Raw genomic sequence first — 20,979 nt, 5'->3', positions numbered from 1 at the left:
AGAATAATCAGGCTGCCGTTCAGTGCGGCCCATAGGCATGCACGAATGGAAGGAGGCCTGAAAGCCACGAATGCATCACCTCTAATTACAATTATCGAAGGAAGCAAGCGGTATGGAAGCCGCCCGGTACTGACCGGGATATCGATGACGGTTCTTCCTGGCACGGCCACGGCTCTGGTTGGCCGCAACGGGTCCGGCAAGAGTACGCTGTTGTCCATCCTCGCGGGACTGCTGAAGCTGTCCTCCGGCGCTCTAACCTGTGACCGTCAGGCGATAACCACAGGTTATGCACCGGAAGCATTTCCCGGCTTGAAGCTCACCGCCGAAGACTATCTGCACTTCATGGGCCGGATTGCCGGACTCTCCGAAGCGGCTTCGGCGTCCCGGATCAACGAACTGTTGCAGTTGTTCAGTCTCGAATCCTCCCGCAGCCGCAAGCTGGCAGGCTTCTCCAAGGGGATGCTGCAGAAGATTAACCTGATCCAGAGTCTGCTGATCCGGCCACAGCTGCTCCTGCTTGATGAGCCCATGTCGGGACTGGATCTGCCGGCACAAGATAAGCTTATCGATATTCTGCTGGAGTTGAAGGCGGAGGGGACAGCACTCGTCTTGTCCGTTCATGAACCGCAGATCATCGAAGCTGTCGCGGATACAGTATATGTATTACATGAAGGGCAGACCATCCGGACGATTCATGGAGCGGAGAAGCTGAAGAGTGCTCCAGTAGTGAATATCGTCTATACAGCTCTGCCGGGACAAGCCCAGCAGGCTCTGGAAGCCTTGCCTGGAGTCATCCACGTGCTGCCGGAGCCGGACTTCGCCAGTACAACTAGTAGAGGGTTGACTGTAGATCAGCAAATGTCAGATACCTGCCTGAAGCAGATTCTTGCAGCGGGCGGTTCTATAGTTTCGGTGAAGCCTCTCGGGGGATTAAATGACCTGGCCGAGTGGATGGAACCCAAGGATCAGAGCGGGAGTGAACGCGGGTGAAAGGGCTAATCGGTTATTTTTTGCACAGTTATACAGTCTCCCAGCGGTTCTTCGGACCCGTTGCCGGCATTATGATTGCGGTATTAATTCTGTATTCCTATAAGCCTAACCCGGTCATGAGCAGCTACTCGGCAACGGCAGTCCTTCTATTCGTAGCCTGTGCGTGGCTCGGCCTAAGCTTCCTTAACCATGAGCAGGCGGTGCAGAAGCAGGTGGTTATCGTTCAGCTCCGTAGTGCCCGCCGCTACAGTATGGGCGGTCTGCTTACAATGATCTTGCTTACGCTGCTGCTGGATGTAGTTATTGTTATCTATCCGGTGTTGGCCGGAAGCTTCCAAGAACCTGCCGGACTTCAGCGGATCTTGCTTGGTTTGGCCGGACATGCTCTAATGGGACTATTAGGGATCACTCTATCCTTGTACCTGCAATCCTCGTGGGTACCGCGGGCTGGATATGCGGCCGGAATGATGCTGATTCTCCTCATTCTATCGATTAGCGCCGGTAAAGTGGCTGAAGTGGTGCCTGGGCCTGTTGTGTCCATTCTCCTGCCGCCGGTATACCCGGTCATGGATCGAATGATGAATGCTGAGACTCTGCCGGTGTCCTCCGTGCTAGGAGCCTATGCCCACGCATTGGCGTACATAATATTGCTTGCCGGATTCTACATTTACCGTTCCGGCCGCATGGACTATAACAAAACAAACTGAGCTGTCTCCTTTGAACTTGAAGATCTACAATTTGAAAAAAGTGACGGAGGGGAAATTTGGAACTGTAGGAGCGGTAGCGTCCGCCTGAAAGCTTTCCGTAGGAAAGCTCGCATCGTAAGCATAGGCTTGGTTTGGATTTCTACTGCGGCCAGCAGCTTGAATCGGGAAATCCAAACATAACAGCGGCCGGAAGTCCAAATGTTCACCGCAGTAACGGCCATTCCAAAATAGAACGATAGTTATATCTACACAGATCAAATAACCAGATTAAGGACGGGAGGAACGATGAAGGATACACAAATACCGGAGAGTGAACAATCCAAAGAGCTATTTGCCTATTTCGGGCTGGCTGTGTACTATTGCCAGGCACTGGAGCAGCAATTAACGAATCTGCTGCTCCTGACGAAGCTGTCGCAGGGCAAGACGCCAACCGATGCCGAAATCGCAGAGTTGTATCAACGCAAGCTTAGCAATTCACTCGGCCAACTCATCAAAGAAATCCAGCATCACTTCCCCTTCTCTGAGGAAGAGACCAGTCAATTGCAGGCCGTATGGAAGGAACGCAACTATATTGTCCATGATTACTTCAAGGAACGGATTCAAGAGACCTTCACTCCAGCCGGCCGGGCCCATATGATCCGTGAACTGAAACGCTTCAAGAACAAGGCAAGCCGGCTCGAGATTAAGCTGCAGGGCTATTGTACAGAGATGTACAGCAAGCTTGGTCTAGAGGAAGAGCATATCCAATAAGGCATCCAATAAAAGATTGCTAACCTTATCAGAAGCCTCCCCCTATGGCAGCAAGACTGCGCCAGAGGGGGAGGTTTTTTTGGATATATAAGTTTATAGGCACTTTCATATGTTACCGCATTTGCTACGGTCCTGCTGAAACGGTAGCGTTCCTGAAATGTATGCGGAAACCGAACACAATGTGCTGGTGTGGAGGTACGTGGGGGGAGTTGCTGACGGAGAGCCGCGAGGGGGAGAAGTACCCCTGAATTCAGCGGATCTGGGCAAAATAAGCAATTAAGGGCACTAGTGCTCCTGAATTCAGCAGATACAAGCCAAACGTGCGAATGTAGAGCACTAGTGCCCCTGAATCAATCGGATACGAGCCAAACGCCCAAATGAGGGGCACTAGTGCCCCTGGATCAGTCGCATATGAATCATACGTGCGAATGAGGGGCAGTAATACCCCTCATTCGCAGATTGCCCCTGAAGTGGGTGGATGAGTAATGGTGAGAGGTAGTCCACACAAGCTGTGTGGACCGCATAAGTCCCGACATCCTCCACCCGCTAGGGTATCAGATGATTGTATTAATTAGACTTTACAGGCGTAGCAGACAGCGCCTCCTCCAGCTCCTGCAGCCCGCAGGAGTGAACGACATCCGGCGCGAAGCGGATCGCGCTGGCCCCGGTCGAGCGTTGCAGCGAGGAGAAGGCTCCGGTGAGCGCGGGGAGCATGGTGCGTTCAAGCGTCTTCCCGTCCTCCCACCACCAGCGGACGATAGTCAGAACACCGGTCTTCCTATTCATCACCGGCTCCAGCCGGCCGATGAAGCGGTCGCCGTAGAGGAGGGGGAGGACATAGTACCCGTATTCCCGTTCAAGCACTGGCTTATAGACCTCCCAGCGGTATTGGAAGCCGAACAACTGGAGGATCAGCTCTCTGTCCCACAGCAGATTGTCCAGCGGGGCCAGTGCCGCCGCGAAGGAGGCCGCTCCTTCAGCATGACCGGCCCCGCCCTCATTACCAGCCTGAGACCCTGCTGCGGACTCATCTGCACCCGTAGTATCATCTTCAAGCAATACGGCTTCAAGCTCAGGGACGTCTGCTGTGCGGATGTATAGCGGGAGCTTCAGTCCGTCCACCTGTACCTCGCGGAGCAGGTCCTTCTGCAGCAGCCGCTGCACAGCCGCAGTCCGCTCCTTGCTCTTCAGGCCTGCGATGCCAAGCCAGCCGTCCCCCGACCGGTTCCATTGCAGGCCGATACTGCCGATCCGGCGCAGCACATACCAATCGTGATGCTGCTCCAGCGTCTCGTTAGGATCGCTTGCGCTAAGCAGTTCAGGAGGAAGCAGCTTGGCCGTGAAGTCGTAATAACGGCGGGTGTGCACCCGGTGATGGATGGATAGCTCGCCCCAGAAAAACATGCTCTCCATAGCAGCCCGGGAGAGTCTTGCCGGAGCCCAGGACCAGTCGATCTTCTCTTTGCTCGCAAGGTCCAGTGAAGAGAGTGGTCCGCGTGCATCCAGCTCCGTGCGGACATGAGTAATCATGGCCGCCATGGCCTCGTTATGCTGATGCCTGGCGGCAGCTTCCCGGCGCCGCTGGAAATACGGCCAATCCTCTGTACAGTAAATCGACATGTTCTTATCCCAGCCATCAATCAGCAGTCTGTCCTTATATAGCAGCTCATTGGCCATCTCGGGCACGAAGCCGGGGATTCTCGCCTGAAGCACCAGCTCGTGGTTATGTCCGGCTATGCTTAGCGGATCATACTGAATACAGCCTACATGCCGGACGAAGTCATAGATGCTCTGCTTGCCGCCGGTCAATCCGCCGCTGACGAGCCGCTGATGGCGCAGCAGGAACAGGCGGGCTTGCCGGTTGCTAAGACTGTAGGTTATCATCATCTTCACTCCATCCATAATATGTATTGCTCTATTATACAGAACAAACGTTCTGATATCAAGTGAAAGACACCCCCTGCTGCATAGCTGCGTCAGGGGGTGTTCTTGTTTCAATGTATAAGTGGTATATGCGGTTGCCAGCCATTGAACTTAATTTGCTGTATTCAAGCAGCCGCCTAGATCTGTTCCAGCGATGGCCGGAGTCCGGCGGCAGAAGCGTGGCCCCCGGACTCCGGAGCCAGCTCGCCCGGGCCGTTCCCGGCACCTGCACCAAGCTGAAGCTGATACATGCGGAAGTATCTGCCGCCCTGCGCCATCAGCTCATCATGGCTGCCGCGTTCGACAATCTGACCCCGGTGCAGCACCAGAATCTGGTCCGCACTGCGGATGGTGGAGAGCCGGTGGGCGATGATGAAGGTGGTCCGGCCCTTTTTCAGCACCTCCAGCGCCTGCTGGATAATGCTCTCGGTCTCGGTATCGATGTTGGACGTTGCTTCATCCAGAATCAAGATCGCCGGATCGAAGGATAACGCTCTGGCGAAGGAGATCAGTTGCCGCTGTCCGGCGGACAGGGTGCTGCCCTTCTCGATGACAGGTTCATCGAATCCTTGCGGTAGATGGGCCAGCAGTTTATCGGCTCCTACCTCGCGCAAGGCACGTTCGACACGCTCTCTAGAGATCCGTTCGTCACCCAGACTGACATTGGAGGCAATGGTACCGGTGAAGAGGTAAGGGTCCTGAAGCACGATGCCCATATGACTGCGCAGCCATTGCTTCGGCAGATCCTTGACCTCTTGCCCATCGATCGTTATGCTTCCTTGCTGCGGATCATAGAAGCGGAACAGCAGGTTGATGATGGAGCTTTTGCCGGAGCCGGTATGGCCGACAAGGGCGACGGTCTCGCCCGGGCGCGCCTCGAAGGAGATATCGCGCAGGACGAAGTCCTTTTTATAAGCAAAGGAGACATCCTTGAATACGACATTTCCCTTGTAACGCGGCATCGATCCGTCTGTGACCGGCTCTCCAGGCTCATCCATCAGCGTGAAGACGCGGCCGGCGGAGACCATTGAGCTGTCCAGATTCGCCAGCTGGTTGACCATGCCCGTAATCGGCTGGAACATCCGGCCCAGTACATCGACGAAGGCATAGAGGACGCCAAGCGATACGAAGGTTGAACCGTCCAGGCTGCCGAAGCCGAAGTACCACAGTACCAGCACGAAGGAGAGGCTGCGCAGCGAGTTCACCAGGTTGTGGGAGGTGAAGGCGTTGAGGTTCAGCATTTTGTTCTGATATTTCAGATAGTCGTCGTTGAGTTGCTCGAATTCAGCACTACTCTGCTTCTGGCGGCGGAAAATCCGGATGATTGACATTCCTTGAATCGATTCGTTGATAATGGCATTAATCTCACTAAGCCGCGAGCGGATGATCGTGTTGTATTTGGTAGCGATTTTGCGGTACAGCACGATCCAGAGAATAATAATCGGTACGACGAACAAACTGACCAGTCCCAGCTTCACATCGAGCAGGAAGAGGGCCACATACACACCGGTGATATTGATGATACCTGTAGCGAAGTTGGATAATACGGCAATGAACAGATCCTTGACCGCTTCCGTATCGTTGGTTACCCGGGAGACTACCTTACCGGCAGGCAGATTATCGAAGAAATAGACCGGCAGGCGCTGGATATGGGCATAGACATCGGTCCGCAGCTTGCGGATGACCTGATTGGCAGACGATTGCAGCCAGTAGGTTTTGCCGAATTCTGCAATAATGGAGATCACAAGGAACATGGCGTATAGAGCAACTAACTGATAGATTCCCGGAAGCTCCGGTTTGTAAAAGGAAAACAGATCACCAGCCGACAGCTTGACGGCCGGATAGACCGTCGTCTGCTCGCCGTATTTGATCTGGAGCTTCCCGTCCGCGAAGCTGCGCTCGCCTTCGGCCTTCGGTACAGCTTCATTGATGAAGTAGAAGCTTCTGCCAGCCTGAAGCAGGCGGACTTCCTGGCCCTTGGCTTCACCTGTGGCAAAGCGGTCACCGCGTTTGTAATAAGTGTTGTTATATTCTGCAGCATCCTCCGGCGAGGCTGTCTGGAAGTAGGGCTTCTCAATCGCAAGCAGATGATTGTCAATCATGCTCTTGGCGATAAAAGGCCCTGCCAGCTCAGCCGCTACTCCGATGGTCAGGAGCAGAAGGGCGGCGATGAAGGTCTTTTTGGCGGTCAGTGCATATTGCAGCAGACGTTTGCCTGTACTCTGTGTCAACGGTGACACCTCCTGTATGGGGTTATTCATTCGTCAGATTATTCTCGACCTGCTGGCGGTCGAACTGCTCACGGTACCAGCCGCCGAGTTCCAGCAGCTCCTGGTGAGTTCCTTGTTCTGTAATATGTCCGTCTTCGAGGACAACGATCAGATCGGCATGCTCAATCGCCGAGAGGCGATGGGTGGAGATGAGGGTGGTTTTGCCGCTGCGTTCCTCGCGGATATTCTCGATAATCTTTGCTTCTGTGCGCGCATCAACGGCGGACAGGGCATCATCCAGAATCAAAATATCGGGATTCGAGATGAAGGCGCGCGAGATCGAGACCCGCTGCTTCTGTCCCCCGGACAGGGAGACGCCGCGTTCGCCAACCATCGTATCCAGCCCGTCGGACAAGGTGCCGAGGTCATTCTGGAAGGCAGCGGCGGTAATCGCCTGCATGATCCGCTCATCGCTGGCCCCGGAATGTCCGAACTGGATGTTCTCGCGTACCGATTTGGAGAAGAGGATCTGTTCCTGCGGAACGTAGCCCATCCAGCTATGAAGCTTGTCGAGGGCGATCTGGGTGATCGGCACACCGGAGATCAGAATCTCGCCTGTGCCAGCCGGGTATTCATGCAGCAGCTGCTTCAGCAGCGTCGATTTGCCGCTGCCGGTCCGTCCGACCACGCCAAGCGTCTGGCCCTGGGAGAGGGACAAGCTGACTCCGCTGAGATTATTGATGGTAGAGGTTGGATACCGGAAGGTTACATCTTTCAGCTCGATGGTGGTTGGCTGGGCTACGGGAACCGGATGAGGTACATCCTTAACATCAGGCTTCGCATTCAGCGTCTCGTCGATCCGCTCCAATGAAGCGCCGCCGCGCTGCATGATATTAATCAGCTCGCCGATGGCGAACATCGGCCACACGATCATCCCGAGATACATATTGAACGATACCAGATCGCCCAGCGTAATCTGATTGCGGAATACGAGATAAATTCCGTAGGTCAGAGCGATGATATAACTGAGGCCCACGAACAAGCGGATCGTCGGCTCGAAGAAGGCATCGACCCGGGCAACCGCCATATTTTTGCGGTACACATCATCTGTAATGTCAGAGAAACGCTTCTCATCGTGCCGCTCTTGCACATAAGCACGGATGACGCGGATGCCTGATACGGATTCCAGTACTTGGTCGTTCATGTCACCGAAGGCATCCTGCGCCAGACTGTAACGGTCGTGGATCGCTTTGCCGTAGAACACCATGGCTACCGCAATCATCGGGAGCGGGATGACGGCGGCCAGTGTCAGCTTCCAGCTGACCAGGAACCCCATGGCGAACAGGACAACCGTGAGATACACGGTGGAGTCGACAAGGGTGAGCATCCCGAAGCCCACGGTGGCGGATACCGCCCGGATATCATTGGTGGCACGGGCCATCAGATCCCCGGTGCGGTTACGCTCGAAGAAGGCAGGGGTCATCGTCATGAGATGATTCATGAAGCGCGAGCGGAGCAGACGCTCCACCAGATTCGATCCCCCGAACAGCTTGTGCATCCATATGTAGGTGATCCAGTAAATGATCAGCAGCATAAGTACGATCAGGCCAATGTATTTCATGAGTGAACCTGCGGTGATGGCACCGGTGACGATTTCGTCAATGGCGTTGCCGAGCAGGCGTGGAGGCAGGAGTTCTAACACACCTACCACAATAAGAAGGATGAGGCCAATAGTATAGCGCCTTTTTTCCCGGCGGAAGAACCAGCCGAGATTTCGGAGTACGGAGAACAAGGTAAATCCCTTCCTTTCGTGCTTGGAGTAATTACTAAGTTAGCTTGTTTAACGGAACATTCATGGACACTTTGCAGCGGATCATGACCTCACAGCACGCGAAAAAGCGTACCATCCGAAAACGGATGATACGCCTGTAATTGCGGTTATCATGTCCACGGTGCTATAAGCAGCACAGAGACATGTGAGAGATAAGTTAAGCCTGTTCTCATACGTTACGCGTAATACGCATGAACCTCAGGAATTCTCCACTGCTCGGGCTGCTTCGGTATTCAGTTGGGTATAGTTTTCTACAATAGTGGCGAGGTATACCATATCCATGTTTAGCACCGAGATCACCCTTTCTTCATTTTGGTAATTACTTGAAGACGTTTCGTTATGTTCCGAGTTTATCATCACACTTTAAGAATTGTCAAATTTAATTTTGCGGCGCGGCAGGAGTTCTGGCAGGAGTGCTGCAGTGATTTGGTGAATTGAAGTTTTTTGAGTATGATTGGGGTAGAGGGGAGGAGTGGAGAGATGAACATATTAATTAGTCCGGAAGCAGCCGCCTGGTTCAAAAGAGAACTGAGCCTCCAGGAGGGTGCATATATCCGGTTGTTTCCCCGGTACAGCTCAGGCGGGGGCCTGCATCCCGGCTTCTCACTGGGTATTGCCACCGAGCAGCCTGGACGTCCTGCTGTACAGTTCGGGGAAGGCGGCTTGACCTTCTACATGGAAGAGCAGGATCTGTGGTACATGGAGGGGTACAATCTGTCGATTGTCTATTCGCAGGCGGACGATGACATCGATTACAAGTATGAGCCTGTGCCGGTGGCATAAGGGGTGAACTGGCGCGAATGGCAGATCCCGGCACTGCCGGGAATGCTGAACAAGCCCTTGCCGTCAGGCAAGGGCTTGTTCCAAAATATAAGAATTTATAGGTTTCACACAATAACTTATCCTTCTATTTCTCGCTGAAACGGTACCGTCCTTTAAAAGGACGGCCAAGCCGTTTCCACTTGTACGCACCAGGAAAGCGAAGCTGCCCGCTGCTCAGGTGACGCGATTAGTGCGAGCTGCGGAAGTTTTCTTCCTCCATGGCGAACTCGAAATCATCAATATCATATACCTGGACGGGAACTCCGCCTTCGATGATGCGCTGGATCAGCTCGAACTGGTCGGTCAGAATCGGCACCTTCTCACGCTGGGAGGCCAGCAGCAGCTCTGTCTCAATCGGATCGAACGCTTCTCCGTAGGAGGCATTGTCGATACTGTTGATGATGGTAATCTGCGCGTGTCCGCCGAGGAGGATGCCAGAGCTTTTGGCCCAGGGGATATTTAGGCAGCGGTTGATCTTCTTGGCATTCAGCGGCTCCTCGAAATAGTTGATCAGCTCGCGGATTCTGAGTCTGACATGCTTGTCGTCATCCGCCTGGCTCATCACCGGCTCATCGCTGTCGCGCAGCTCGTATAACTCCATAATTGTGGTATAAGGGACTATATATTCTACAGGGCTCCGCGGGATGAGGAGCTGGCCGTAAATCGCCATCATGACGGCTTCCGTCACAAATTGTCTGGGCATCATTATCCTCCTGAATTTTGGTACTGCAACCGTAACTGTTTAAAAATAATAAAACACTGCAGCGCGCAAATGTCAACTGTACCCTGATGAAGAATGAATTGGAAAGGACCTGACAAGCCGTGAAATCTTGGAAATCTTATTATACCTTTGTTCGGCCTTATATGAAATGGATTGTGCTCACTCTCATCATCGGGATGGTCAAATTCAGCATTCCGCTGACGCTGCCGATGATTCTGAAATATGTAGTCGATGAGCTGCTGGGCAATCCGGCACTAACGATAGCGGAGCGGGTCTCAAAGCTGATGACCGTGATCGGCGGGGGCCTGATTCTGTTCGTGATTGTCCGCGGGCCGGTTGAGTATTACCGCCAATATTTCGCCCAGTTGATTACGAGCAAGGTGCTATTCGATATGCGCAATAAGCTCTATGGGCATCTGCAGCGGCTGTCACTGCGTTATTACCAGAATACGAAGGTGGGCGAGGCCATCTCCCGGTTTATTAACGATGTGGAGCAGTCGAAGAACCTGGTTGAGGTCGGAATGATGAATGTTTGGCTGGATATGTTCACCCTGCTCTTCGCCCTGGGCTTCATGCTCTATCTGAATCCGGTGCTGACGCTGGTGGCGATTGCGATTCTGCCGCTGTATGGCATTGCCGTCAATACGCTGTACAAACGCCTCAAGGTGCTGACCAAAGACCGGTCACAGGCACTTGCCGTCATTCAGGGCTATCTGCATGAACGGATTCAAGGGATTGCGGTCATCCGCAGCTTCACGATGGAACGGGTAGACCTGCAGCAATTCGAGGAGATCAACGGCAAGTTTCTGCAAAAAGCGCTGGCGCAAACACGGTGGAATGCCTTCACCTTCGCTATTATCAACACCTTGACCGATATTGCACCGCTGCTTGTCATCGGATACGGGGGATACCAGGTCATCCAAGGCAATCTGACGCTCGGAACCTTCGTGGCCTTCTTCGGCTACCTGGACCGGATGTATGCCCCGCTGCGCCGGCTGATTAACTCTTCGACGGTGCTTACCCAGGCCTCGGCCTCTCTGGAACGTGTGCTGGAGCTGCTGAATGAGCCGTATGATATTGTCGATGCTCCGGACGCGAAGCCGCTGCTGAAGGCAGCCGGGAAGATCGAGTTCAACAAGGTGTGGTTCAAGTATAGCGACGAGCATGAGTGGGTGCTGCGGGACATTAATCTGAGTATCGCTCCGGGCCAGACGGTGGCTTTTGTCGGGATGAGCGGGGGCGGCAAATCCTCGCTGATTAGCCTGATTCCCCGCTTCTACGACATCAGCGAAGGCAGTCTGCGCATGGACGGCCACGATATCCGCGGGCTGACGCAGGAGAGTCTGCGGCGGACGGTGGGCATGGTGCTGCAGGATAATTTCCTGTTCAGCGGCTCAGTACGCGACAACATCCGGTTCGGGAACCCGGAAGCGGGGGAAGAGGAGGTCATGAAGGCGGCGGTAGCCGCGAATGCCCACGACTTCATCATGCAGCTGCCGGAAGGTTATGATACCGAGGTGGGGGAGCGTGGGGTGAAGCTGTCCGGCGGACAGAAGCAGCGCGTGGCGATTGCACGGGTGTTCCTGAAGGACCCCAAGGTGCTGATTCTGGACGAAGCAACCTCCGCGCTGGATCTAGAGTCCGAGCATCTGATCCAGCAGGCGTTGCAGTCCCTCGCTTCCGAGCGGACGACGCTGATTGTGGCCCACCGGCTGTCTACGATTACCCATGCCGACCAGATTATCGTGCTGGAGAACGGTGAGATCACCGAACGCGGCACCCATGAGGAGCTGATGGGACTTGCGGGGAGCTACGCCCGGCTGTTCAACGTTCAGCGGCTGGATGCTTAGCGCGTCTATACTATTCTTATTCAAATCAAACAGGCTGCAGTTCCACCCGTATAGGTGGACTTGCAGCCTGTTTCGTCTTGCCTTGGTCTTGAGGTTGATCTGGACTTACATCCGGCCAATCAGCAGCGACAGGATGCCTGCAGCAATTAGCGGTCCCACGGGAACGCCTTTGAACAGAGCCACGCCAAGGACAGTTCCGATGAGTAACCCGGCGACGATGGTCGGTTGGCTGCCCATGAGCACGGCTCCGCGACCGCCCAGGTAAGCAACCAGGACACCAACTCCGATGGCGGCCAGGGATTTCCAGTGCAGGAACGACTGTCCGATGGTCTGGAGGGAGATCTTCCCGCTGGCGAGCGGCGTCATGACCCCGATGGTCAGGATGATAATGCCGACGGTCAGCCCGTATTTCTCCAGCCAGGGAAAAGCCTGCTGAAGTCCCAGCACACGGATCAGCAGCAGCACGACCATGGCAATGGTAATCGGCGAGTTGCTGCTGATGACACCGAGCGCTGCCAGACCCAGCAACAATAACGAGGTTATATCCATAGCTTGGATACACTCCTTCTCTTAAGTAAGCCTTGTGCTCACAATATGATCGGCAATCAGCTTGCCGTGCCCCCGCCCGCTCTCGATGAATACCTCGTTGGCATTCCGTCCGGAAGCGATAACCCCGGCGACATAGATGCCCGGTATATTACTCTCCATTGTAGCGGGGTTAAAGGCTGGCTTATCCATAGAGTCATCCATCTGCACCCCGGCAGAGGTGAGCAGGGCCCTGCTGGGGCGGAAGCCAGTCATCGCCAGCACAAAGTCATTATCCAGCTCGGTAGGTTCCCCGCTCACGGAGGAGGTTAGCAGGACCGAGGCCGGGGTGATCTCCGTGACGCGCGATTCGAGATGCAGCGTTATGCTCCCCTTTTGCACCATACTCTCGAAGATCGGGCGCACCCAAGGCTTGATGTTGTCCGAGATACTGCTTCCCCGGTAGACCATATCCACCTTGGCGCCTACCCGCAGCAGCTCCAGCGCAGCGTCCACCGCTGAATTACTGCCCCCGATTACAGCCACCTTCATACCGGAATAAGGATGTGCCTCGCCAAAATAATGCGTGACCTTCGGCAGCTCCTCCCCGGGAATCCCGATCAGATTAGGCTGGTCGAAGTAACCTGTAGAGATGACTACGTTCGCTGCTCTACGTTGCTGTTCCTCGCCGCGCTTGTTGACCGTATGTACAACGAAGCTGCCATCCTCCTGCGGCAGAACGGACAGCGCTTCTTCATAAGCGGCAATCTCTAGCTGATGCTGCGCGGCAGCACGGCGGTAGTAGACCAGCGCCTCATGGCGGTAGGGCTTGTCGTTCGGAGAGGTGAAGGGCACATCTCCAATCTCGAGCAGCGGGGTGGTGCTGAAGAACTGCATGTTGGTCGGATAGAGGTAGATGGAATGGACAATGAAGTTCTTTTCCACAATCAGGCTGGAAAGCCCTTGGCGCTGGCATTCGATGGCTGCAGACAGTCCGCAGGGACCGGCGCCGATAATAATAACGTCTAGCATAATATCTATGTCCTCCTAAGGTAGTATTCTATTCAGTAAATGGTACCTTATATTTTTGTTTTTTGCCATGGCCGGTGAATTCCGCAAATTGGGGATTGATCAGATGTCAAGATGGGTATATAATTAGATATATATCTAAAATGTAAATTGGCAGTCCCCCCAACTGCCTTACGAATATCCGTAGGAGTGTGATCCCGCTTGCAGTTAGACAAAATTGTCGCCTATCACAAAGCTTTATCCGATCCCACCCGGCTGCGCATTCTTCTACTCTTGTCCCGGGGCGAGGTTCACGGTCACGCCTTAGCCGAGAAGCTGAATCTGTCTCAGCCTACGGTGACCCACCATGCAGCCAAGCTGCGTGAAGCCGCTCTCATTCAGGAGCGCAGAGACAAGAACACTGTATATTTCAAGCTGAATCCCGAGTTTATCCAGTCAGGCTCTGAGGCCTCGCTGAAATTTATTTTTGCAAAGGGGGTGGAGGAGATGGAAGAAGAGTCGCCTGAACACAGTCTGAAGGAGTCGGTGCTCCGTAATTTTTTTGCCAAGGACGGACGCTTGCGCCAGATTCCCGCACAATACAAGAAGAAATTAATCGCGCTGCAATATATGGTGGAGAAGCTCGAACCGGGTGTGGTCTATTCGGAGAAAGAGATCAACGAGTTCATTAAGCCGTTCCATGATGATTATGCCACAATCCGCCGCGAGTTCATTATGCACCAATTCATGTACCGGGAGAATGAGCGATACGAGCTCAACCCGCCCGAACTCTGGACTCGCTGGGAAAATGTCAAATAATGAACTAATAAATGGGGATTTTTTATGACAAGTGCGAAACTGCTGATTAATTGTTCAAATAACGAATAAAATGGTATTGTAAGCGTTATCTGACAAAAGCTTCGAAAGGAGACCTTCAGTATGATATTCAAACGTGCCAAAAAAAACTTGCAACCCAATTATCCAACCGTTACCTTGCCGCAGATCAAGCAGGCTGTAAGGCAATTTGAAGAAGATATGCCCGCTCCCATTAACCGTACCGCTCTGATCCAGGAAGATAAGAGTATTGACCTGAACCGGCTCAAACGATATTTAGGCGGGGTCCCGCAGCAGAAATTCTATATGTCGAGCGAGACCTTTGAGATTTTTGAAGAATCTGACAAGCTGGTGCCGTACTACCTCGACATGGTTCAATCGGCGGTAGACAATTATATCAGTGACACCGGCAAGCTGCCGCTGCTCGAAGATGCCTGGCTCCCTGAGGTTCATTACCGGCTGTTGTCCACCGAGCGTTATCTGAAGGAGACACCGCCGTTCCCGCTATATATTACCGACGAGGAAATGATGCTGACGCACCGGGCAGAGCATTTTGAATCCTGAAAGCTCACGTACCTGATTCCCCCTATACAGGCCATTCTGACGAAGGAGAGGTTGTCTTTCCGGGCAGAATGGTCTTTATTTTGCGACACGGGGCGTAGTACAATAAGCATCTGGTGTTTTATCGCAGAAATGGACGACAGAAGGGGAGCGTATACATGAGAGAGGTACGAGCTTTGCTATTTGATCTGGACAACACCCTGATGGACCGTGATCAGACCTTCCGCAGCTTCAGCATGAAGTTTGTGCAGGATTTCCTGGAACATCTTAGCGAAGAGCAGGCCGTGCAGGTGGTGGAGGATATGATTATCAGGGATGCCGACGGATACCGGGATAAGGACGGGTTCTTCGCGGAGCTGAGCGAGGTTCTGCCTTGGGAGAAGGCATTGACCGCTGCGGACATCCGGGCCTATTATGACGAGACCTATATCCGCCACGGGGCGATGATGAAGCATGCGGTGGAGACGCTGGAGTATTGCCGGGACCGCGGATATCCGCTGGGACTGGTCACGAACGGCGGCACGGATATTCAATATGGCAAAATCGATCTGCTCGGACTCCGCGGCTACTTCCGCACGATCGTCATTTCGGGCGAAGCCGGGATCAGCAAGCCTGATCCTGCGATCTACCGGTTAGCCCTGGAACGTCTGGGTTCCACGGCGGAACAGACTATATTCATTGGGGATCATCCCGTGAATGATATCTGGGGGGCGGCGCAGAGCGGGATGGATACGATCTGGCTGAAGCGCAATCATGCCTGGGATGAATCACTGAATGTGAAGCCGGTTGCGGTCATTCAGGAGCTGGACGAGCTGCGGGGCATTATTTGAGAAAGTTAGGGCCTGCTGTTGACAAACGGCATTCGGGCCGTATATTATAACAGCATATTATTTCGGAAGGAGACGATGTCAAATGGCAGTTTATACTAGCGGTTCAGGATTGGTTGCAACTGTTGTGGATACGTGTCTTCCGGGAAATGCGGCTGTGGAGTAGTTATTAATCCCCAGCTTCACAAGCAAGCTCTATGATGCCTTCTAGAGCCGCCGGGAACCGTATCGGTTCCGGCGGCTTTTTTGCGTGTGCAGTTTTGCTGCATCACGCCCGAAATAGCGGTGTCTGCTCCTTCTCGCGAAGAGAGAGAGTAGCCTCCGCTATTCTGGAATGACTCTGCCCAGCGGGCGGTTCTTTGCTGTATAGCAGCATAGAACCGAATCGCAGCGGAGTCTGCCTCTGCCGCCGGAACCTTTGGGTTCCAGCGGTTTTTTTGTGTACGCATGTGGAGCCAATGCTGCCCGGAGATACATGGATTTGTAGTAAGCGGAGGTAGGAGACGCACTTAAGAAATTAACAAAAAGCAAAAAGAAACGGAGGGGAAATTTGGAACTGGAGGAGCGGTAGCGTCCGCCTTTGTGTTTGGATTTCTACCGCGAGGAGCGGTTTTAAACCAAGAAATCCAAACACAACAGCGGCTGGAAGTCCAAATGTTCACCGCAGTTACGACCATGCTTCGAGTTTTAATCTTAAGTGCGTCTTAATAAAGAAAGATAATAACCCATTCAGGAGGAAATACATGAATATCGATATCAAGCTTGAACAGTATGGCTGGAATGAAGAATGGAACAGAAAATGGACAGATAAGCTGCGGCTGCTGGACGACAGGAAGTATGCAGCGGGCCGGATTGCCGGAGATTTCGGCAGTAAATACAGAGTAATTACCACAACAGGTGAAATATGGGGTGAGCTGTCAGGCAAGTTCCGGCATTCACTGAGCGGTTCCGGCGAATATCCGGCGGTAGGCGACTGGGTGGTACTGGCGATGCAGGATGGGGGAGCGCATGCTGTGATCCATGGCGTGCTTCCCCGTCACAGCGTCATCTCGCGTAAGGTGGCGGGCCCGACGCAGGAGGAGCAGATTGTGGCTTCCAATGTGGATACCTTATTCCTGGTCAGTGCACTGAATGATGATTTCAATGTGCGGCGGATGGAGCGTTATCTGATTATGGCGTGGAACAGCGGGGCGAATCCCGTCATTCTATTGACTAAGGCAGATCTGTGCACTGATGCGGAGCTGAAAATGGCCGAAATGCAGCAGGCGGCTCCCGGTGTCCCGGTCCATGTGGTCAGCGCCTTGCTGGGCGACGGACGGGAGGAGCTCCAGCCCTACATCAGCAGCGGCCAGACGGTAGCACTGACCGGTTCGTCCGGCTGCGGTAAATCGACGATGGTCAACTGGCTCAGCGGCCGCAATCTGCAGCTTACCCAGGATGTGCGGGAAGGGGACAGCCGCGGACGTCATACGACTACACACCGCGAGCTGTTCGTCCTCCCGGACGGCGGAATCATCGTCGATACGCCGGGAATGCGCGAGCTGCAATTGTGGGAGGATGACGGCGGATTGGACCTGGCGTTCGGTGAGATCAGCACCCTTGCGGCGGAATGCCGCTTCAGTGACTGTACTCATACACGGGAGGAAGGCTGCGCCGTGCTTGCGGCGGCCGCAAACGGTGTGCTGGACGGAAAGCGGCTGCAGAATTACCACAAGACGCAGAAGGAGCTGCAATTCCAGAACAGCAAGGAAGCGCGACAGAAGCGCAAGACAGCCGCCGCCTCCACCAAAAGCACCCCGCCCCGTGCGAAGGGCAAAAGCTGGCAGCGGGTGCTGGACGAATATTAAGCGGCGATGAAATCCCAGGGCGTTGTAGAAGCATGGAAGCTAGCATGGGAACAGGTATTAAAGTTTGCATAACGGAATAAGCTTGTTGGATGCTGAGGATTGTGTAAGTAGGAGCTACGGCATCCGGAGATTAGTTAGAAAAACGTATCTTAATTTGGTGACTCATGAGCATTTTGGGAAATTAGGTGGATAAACGTCACTTGTTACACCGCTAATACCTCAATTGGGAAGAGTTGCAGGAGATCAAGTGTCTTTTATCCAACTGTTCCCTAGCTTGAGGCTACTTATTGAATAGCAAGTGGAAAAAATCCACCTGCTTCAGCAACTGTTATAGCAGTGGCAAAGCTTCAAACATTAAAAAAGCAGCGATTCCCGTTATTGGGAATCGCTGCTTTCCGTTTTTGGTTTTTTAAAAAGAATGTTCGCATCCCGCTTAAACAGCACAGCGATTGGAACATCGGTCCGTTCGCGGAGCGTCCACCCAAGTACTCACGTTGATCCAACTCCGAAATAAAGAGCTGCCCCAAGTATGGACAGCCCCTTTTACGTATTAATAGCAGATTAGAACGATGCTGCTGCTGTCTTAGCCAGTTGCAGGCCGGAAGCGATAATGTCAGCGGATTTGTCCGGGTTCTGGTTGTGTCCTTCGATGATTACCTGTGTAGTTTCCTTGAAGCCCCAGAAGTTCAGGTTGCCCATGATGAAGTTAACAGCCATTTCAGCACTTGCGGCCGGGCCTTCGGAGTACACGCCGCCTCTGGCGTTCAGAACAGCTGCTTTTTTACCAGTCAAGAGTCCTACAGGACCTTCAGCAGTATATTTGAAGGTAGTTCCAGCCTGGTTCAAGTAATCGATATAAGTGTGCAGTACAGCCGGAACGGTCATGTTCCAGAGCGGGAAGGCGAATACTACTTTGTCAGCAGCCAGGAACTGGTCCAGATATTTCTTCACAAGTGCGGCGCCTGCTGCTTCTTCAGGAGTAGCTTCGAAGCCTTGAGCGGCTTTGTATACACCAGTGATCAGAGTGTTATCGTAGTATGGAAGCTGTTCAGCGAACAGGTCGAGTTCAGTGATCTGGTCCTGCGGATGAGTCTCCTTGTAGCTGGACAGGAATTCGTTGTAGAGCTGAACACTTACGGATTGCTCGGCAGGGCGGTTATTAGCTTTGATAAACAGTACATTCGACATTATGATTTCTCCTTAGATATCTATTTAATATTAACTATCGATAATATAGCATTTAATTTTTAGTTTGTAAATATCCGTCGGATAAAATTTTTATTCTGCCTGCAGAAGCTGCTATCCTTCGCAAATGTACCATATCTTCTATAACAGCTCTCTAATACGCCCGAGAACGGTCTATATGTAGTATTCCTAATTTCGCAAGCGGTGCAGGCGCAGCCAGGGACAAGTTTAAGGTATCAGCGGCCCGGTTATATAGGTGATATAAGGAGAAGAGGAAATGATTCCCTCTCCAGATCACGGGACTAAGCCCCCATTTAAAGGAGCGATTGACATGTCCATAGACCGTTTCATCCTGAAGAAACTGGACAGCTGTCACGAAGAGCATACCCGGCGTAATCTGGTGAAGTTGTTCAAATTGCGAATTAAAAAGGCGGAGAAAGAGGAGAACCGGAACCTCCGGATTGGCTGAGTGCCGGTATAATGTTGAGTGTTAAGCCCCTGTAAACCATAGACTAAGCGCATCCCTCACTTGTAGGAATGTGCTTTTTTACATTATAGGGGGCTGTTTCAAAAGTGAATTCTTTGAGCGGCGACAGTCACTTGCAGAAATCTCCGGAACTCAAAGTGGTACCTCCATTTTACCAAAATGAGCGATTTTTTGTTTCTTTTTATAGATAGACAAGTCGTTTTTCGCTCAAACAGCGGAGCGGACGGAACGACCCGCGGAAAAGCGGCAGCGGTCGCCTTTGTGTCCGGATTTACACCGCTAAGGGGAATGAAAAAAATCTGGAAACAACAGCGATTGTAACAACGTTCCGTTTGCGGAGCGTCCATCCAAGTGCTCACGTTGATCCTACTCCGCAATAAAGAGCTGTCCTAAGTCTCCATTTCATGGCTTTAGACAGCCCCTCCTGCTGTGGAAAAGGTGAGCGTACATATGTAAATAAGAATTTTTGGAAAGAATCATAGAGTGACTTTGATACTGAATGTGACTGAAGGCTGAATGTATGTGAAAAACAGCATACATCGTACTCGCAAGCAGGCAGATGGAACAAACGTATGTGGAAAAAAGCATACATTGTCTTCGCGCGAAGGTAATCATATTCATCCGCAAAAAAAAAATATCCCTCTGTTTAATAGAGGGATAAGGCCAATGAATCATTTTCACTGTAACTGTGCAATATAGCTTCTGAGCCTTTAATTTCGATACTGATCAGGGAATTCAAACAGGTCTGCAGGGCGTTTTTGCCTTTTTGAATTTTGAGTTCAAGGGTGCTGTTTAGCAGTCGAAGTACTTTTTGGGTCGGCTGTTTGTTTTCTGTTGTGAAATATACAGGGACAAGCTTGTTTTGAAATGTGATGAGCATTCTCATTTTGAAAACCACCTCGCTAAAAGTATTTCATGGTATTGATCTTACCCTGTGTTTCTTAATTTTACCTTAAAATTAGCTTATGATAACATAAAGATTGCAAGTTTTATAGTTTTGCTGTTTTTTTGAAAGCCACTCATTTACATTAATACTTACATGTATGCCTAAATGGAAGGGATAAAGAATGTGAATAAGCAAGAGGTTATCTGTCTGGCACAGTATCTGTTCCCGGGTGAGACCCAGCGTCGGGTGGTGGCAGAGCTCCTGCACACAGCCTCCGGCTCCAAGCGGATCTGCAGAATGAAATTCAATGAGCGTGAATATGCGCAGGATGTATGCCTGCAAGTACATAAGGATAAGATCCTCATGACAGGGTTAACGGAAGAGGATGATTTCGCCTACGGGCTGAAGGAACCGGCAGAGATGAAGCGCGCCTGCTATTATCTGTTCAATTGCTTCGAGTGTGCGCAGCCCGGGAATCAGTCCGCTCCAGCGGTATTCCTGTCCAGACGGAGTTATGAGGAGATTCATGAGAAGGCCGGAACGTGGAACCTCTGTGTGCTGGCGGCTTCACTGGAAGCGGAGACGGGAGATCCCGACAGCTCTGTGGAATTGGCTAAAGTGTTGAAGAATAGGACAGCGTCCGGTGAACTGCGGTTATGTGCAAGGAATGATGAAGGCTGGACCCTGCAGCAGATCTCTTACATTGAAGCTTCTTCGGGCGGATGGCTTCTGCGCAGCAGCAGTGAGCAGGAAAACGGTTATATCATTGCGTTCCCGCTGACCCGGGCGGAGTTATGTCATGCTTTTGGGGAATGGCTGCTCTGTTAAGATTATTCTTGCAAAATAGCTTTGGCGGAAGCACCGCTCAACTCTGAAGAGTCTGGCTCGCTGGTCTGGTACAGCGTGAATACGGCGCTGCGATCGCTCATAATGTGGGCGGCGTTGACGAACCGAATAAAATGTAAGCGCTTTATACATTGTGCTTTAACCTTTCCATAGACTCCCGCATATGCAT

Annotated in this window: 19 protein-coding genes; 11 read left to right on the top strand and 8 right to left on the bottom strand. The window is 52.5% G+C overall.

The genetic code is table 11. The annotated features are described in order from the left end of the window. Nucleotides 1-45: 45 nt before the first annotated feature. The 3 genes from NYE24_RS05785 (at nucleotide 46) to NYE24_RS05775 (ending at nucleotide 2,447) form a co-directional block, all read left to right on the top strand. The gene (locus NYE24_RS05785; RefSeq protein WP_076158431.1) at nucleotides 46-990 is read left to right on the top strand and encodes an ABC transporter ATP-binding protein; all 945 of its coding nucleotides are present in this window, start codon (nucleotides 46-48) and stop codon (nucleotides 988-990) included. Between the two features lie 20 nt (nucleotides 991-1,010). Beyond that, nucleotides 1,011-1,697, top strand: coding sequence for a hypothetical protein (locus tag NYE24_RS05780; RefSeq protein ID WP_342478278.1), 687 nt, complete (start codon nucleotides 1,011-1,013; stop codon nucleotides 1,695-1,697). Between the two features lie 285 nt (nucleotides 1,698-1,982). After that, the gene (locus tag NYE24_RS05775) at nucleotides 1,983-2,447 is read left to right on the top strand and encodes a hypothetical protein (protein WP_036699081.1); all 465 of its coding nucleotides are present in this window, start codon (nucleotides 1,983-1,985) and stop codon (nucleotides 2,445-2,447) included. Nucleotides 2,448-3,014: 567 nt separating this feature from the next. On the opposite strand, the gene NYE24_RS05770 is transcribed toward NYE24_RS05775, so the two are convergent. The 3 genes from NYE24_RS05770 to NYE24_RS05760 all read right to left on the bottom strand — a co-directional run bounded on the left by NYE24_RS05770 (nucleotide 3,015) and on the right by NYE24_RS05760 (nucleotide 8,372). After that, nucleotides 3,015-4,334, bottom strand: a complete 1,320-nt coding sequence (locus tag NYE24_RS05770) for a winged helix DNA-binding domain-containing protein (RefSeq protein ID WP_342478277.1) — start codon at nucleotides 4,332-4,334, stop codon at nucleotides 3,015-3,017. 173 nt (nucleotides 4,335-4,507) lie between these two features. After that, complete coding sequence (locus NYE24_RS05765; protein WP_036699078.1) at nucleotides 4,508-6,601, bottom strand: ABC transporter ATP-binding protein; 2,094 nt, start codon at nucleotides 6,599-6,601, stop codon at nucleotides 4,508-4,510. A 22-nt stretch (nucleotides 6,602-6,623) separates the two neighbouring features. After that, nucleotides 6,624-8,372 carry an ABC transporter transmembrane domain-containing protein gene (locus NYE24_RS05760; protein ID WP_036699076.1) on the bottom strand — a complete coding sequence of 583 codons (1,749 nt, stop codon included), beginning with the start codon at nucleotides 8,370-8,372 and terminating at the stop codon, nucleotides 6,624-6,626. A gap of 519 nt (nucleotides 8,373-8,891) precedes the next feature. On the opposite strand from NYE24_RS05760, the gene NYE24_RS05755 reads away from it, so the two are divergent. After that, entirely contained in the window at nucleotides 8,892-9,194 is a 303-nt protein-coding gene (locus NYE24_RS05755; protein ID WP_036699074.1) for a hypothetical protein, read from the top strand. A gap of 226 nt (nucleotides 9,195-9,420) precedes the next feature. Here the strand turns inward: NYE24_RS05755 and NYE24_RS05750 are convergent, their stop codons facing one another. Continuing rightward, the gene (locus NYE24_RS05750) at nucleotides 9,421-9,936 is read right to left on the bottom strand and encodes a hypothetical protein (RefSeq protein WP_036699072.1); all 516 of its coding nucleotides are present in this window, start codon (nucleotides 9,934-9,936) and stop codon (nucleotides 9,421-9,423) included. Between the two features lie 119 nt (nucleotides 9,937-10,055). Here NYE24_RS05750 and NYE24_RS05745 point away from each other — a divergent pair, with 119 nt between their 5' ends. Further along, a complete protein-coding gene (locus NYE24_RS05745; RefSeq protein ID WP_036699069.1) occupies nucleotides 10,056-11,804 on the top strand; it encodes an ABC transporter ATP-binding protein in 1,749 nt (582 codons plus the stop codon). Nucleotides 11,805-11,909: 105 nt separating this feature from the next. Here the strand turns inward: NYE24_RS05745 and NYE24_RS05740 are convergent, their stop codons facing one another. Together NYE24_RS05740 and NYE24_RS05735 are read right to left on the bottom strand one after the other, a co-directional pair. Beyond that, on the bottom strand, nucleotides 11,910-12,353 hold the full coding sequence (locus NYE24_RS05740; RefSeq protein WP_076158441.1) for a DUF441 domain-containing protein: 444 nt from the start codon (nucleotides 12,351-12,353) through the stop codon (nucleotides 11,910-11,912). A gap of 21 nt (nucleotides 12,354-12,374) precedes the next feature. Then, complete coding sequence (locus tag NYE24_RS05735) at nucleotides 12,375-13,361, bottom strand: YpdA family putative bacillithiol disulfide reductase (RefSeq protein ID WP_342478276.1); 987 nt, start codon at nucleotides 13,359-13,361, stop codon at nucleotides 12,375-12,377. A 198-nt stretch (nucleotides 13,362-13,559) separates the two neighbouring features. Here NYE24_RS05735 and NYE24_RS05730 point away from each other — a divergent pair, with 198 nt between their 5' ends. The 4 genes from NYE24_RS05730 to rsgA all read left to right on the top strand — a co-directional run bounded on the left by NYE24_RS05730 (nucleotide 13,560) and on the right by rsgA (nucleotide 17,406). After that, nucleotides 13,560-14,156 carry a metalloregulator ArsR/SmtB family transcription factor gene (locus tag NYE24_RS05730; RefSeq protein ID WP_036699062.1) on the top strand — a complete coding sequence of 199 codons (597 nt, stop codon included), beginning with the start codon at nucleotides 13,560-13,562 and terminating at the stop codon, nucleotides 14,154-14,156. Between the two features lie 120 nt (nucleotides 14,157-14,276). Continuing rightward, nucleotides 14,277-14,735: a DUF3939 domain-containing protein gene (locus NYE24_RS05725; RefSeq protein WP_036699060.1), complete on the top strand. Its 459-nt coding sequence runs from the start codon at nucleotides 14,277-14,279 to the stop codon at nucleotides 14,733-14,735. A 155-nt stretch (nucleotides 14,736-14,890) separates the two neighbouring features. Beyond that, nucleotides 14,891-15,562, top strand: a complete 672-nt coding sequence (locus NYE24_RS05720; RefSeq protein ID WP_342478275.1) for an HAD family hydrolase — start codon at nucleotides 14,891-14,893, stop codon at nucleotides 15,560-15,562. A gap of 740 nt (nucleotides 15,563-16,302) precedes the next feature. Next, a complete protein-coding gene (rsgA, locus tag NYE24_RS05715; protein ID WP_235218522.1) occupies nucleotides 16,303-17,406 on the top strand; it encodes a ribosome small subunit-dependent GTPase A in 1,104 nt (367 codons plus the stop codon). Between the two features lie 561 nt (nucleotides 17,407-17,967). Here the strand turns inward: rsgA and NYE24_RS05710 are convergent. After that, the gene (locus NYE24_RS05710) at nucleotides 17,968-18,594 is read right to left on the bottom strand and encodes an FMN-dependent NADH-azoreductase (protein ID WP_036699056.1); all 627 of its coding nucleotides are present in this window, start codon (nucleotides 18,592-18,594) and stop codon (nucleotides 17,968-17,970) included. Nucleotides 18,595-18,922: 328 nt separating this feature from the next. On the opposite strand from NYE24_RS05710, the gene NYE24_RS05705 reads away from it, so the two are divergent. Beyond that, nucleotides 18,923-19,060, top strand: a complete 138-nt coding sequence (locus NYE24_RS05705) for a hypothetical protein (protein WP_179090468.1) — start codon at nucleotides 18,923-18,925, stop codon at nucleotides 19,058-19,060. 664 nt (nucleotides 19,061-19,724) lie between these two features. Here the strand turns inward: NYE24_RS05705 and NYE24_RS05700 are convergent. Beyond that, nucleotides 19,725-19,964 carry a hypothetical protein gene (locus NYE24_RS05700; protein ID WP_036699054.1) on the bottom strand — a complete coding sequence of 80 codons (240 nt, stop codon included), beginning with the start codon at nucleotides 19,962-19,964 and terminating at the stop codon, nucleotides 19,725-19,727. Nucleotides 19,965-20,147: 183 nt separating this feature from the next. Between NYE24_RS05700 and NYE24_RS05695 the strand changes: the two genes are divergently transcribed. After that, nucleotides 20,148-20,792: a hypothetical protein gene (locus tag NYE24_RS05695; RefSeq protein WP_342478274.1), complete on the top strand. Its 645-nt coding sequence runs from the start codon at nucleotides 20,148-20,150 to the stop codon at nucleotides 20,790-20,792. Nucleotides 20,793-20,979: the final 187 nt, after the last annotated feature.

The organism is Paenibacillus sp. FSL H7-0350, from assembly GCF_038593195.1.
Classification (GTDB): Bacteria; Bacillota; Bacilli; order Paenibacillales; family Paenibacillaceae; genus Paenibacillus_AQ.
Note: the sequence above shows the minus strand (reverse complement) of the source record. Positions and strands in the feature narration are given on the sequence as shown.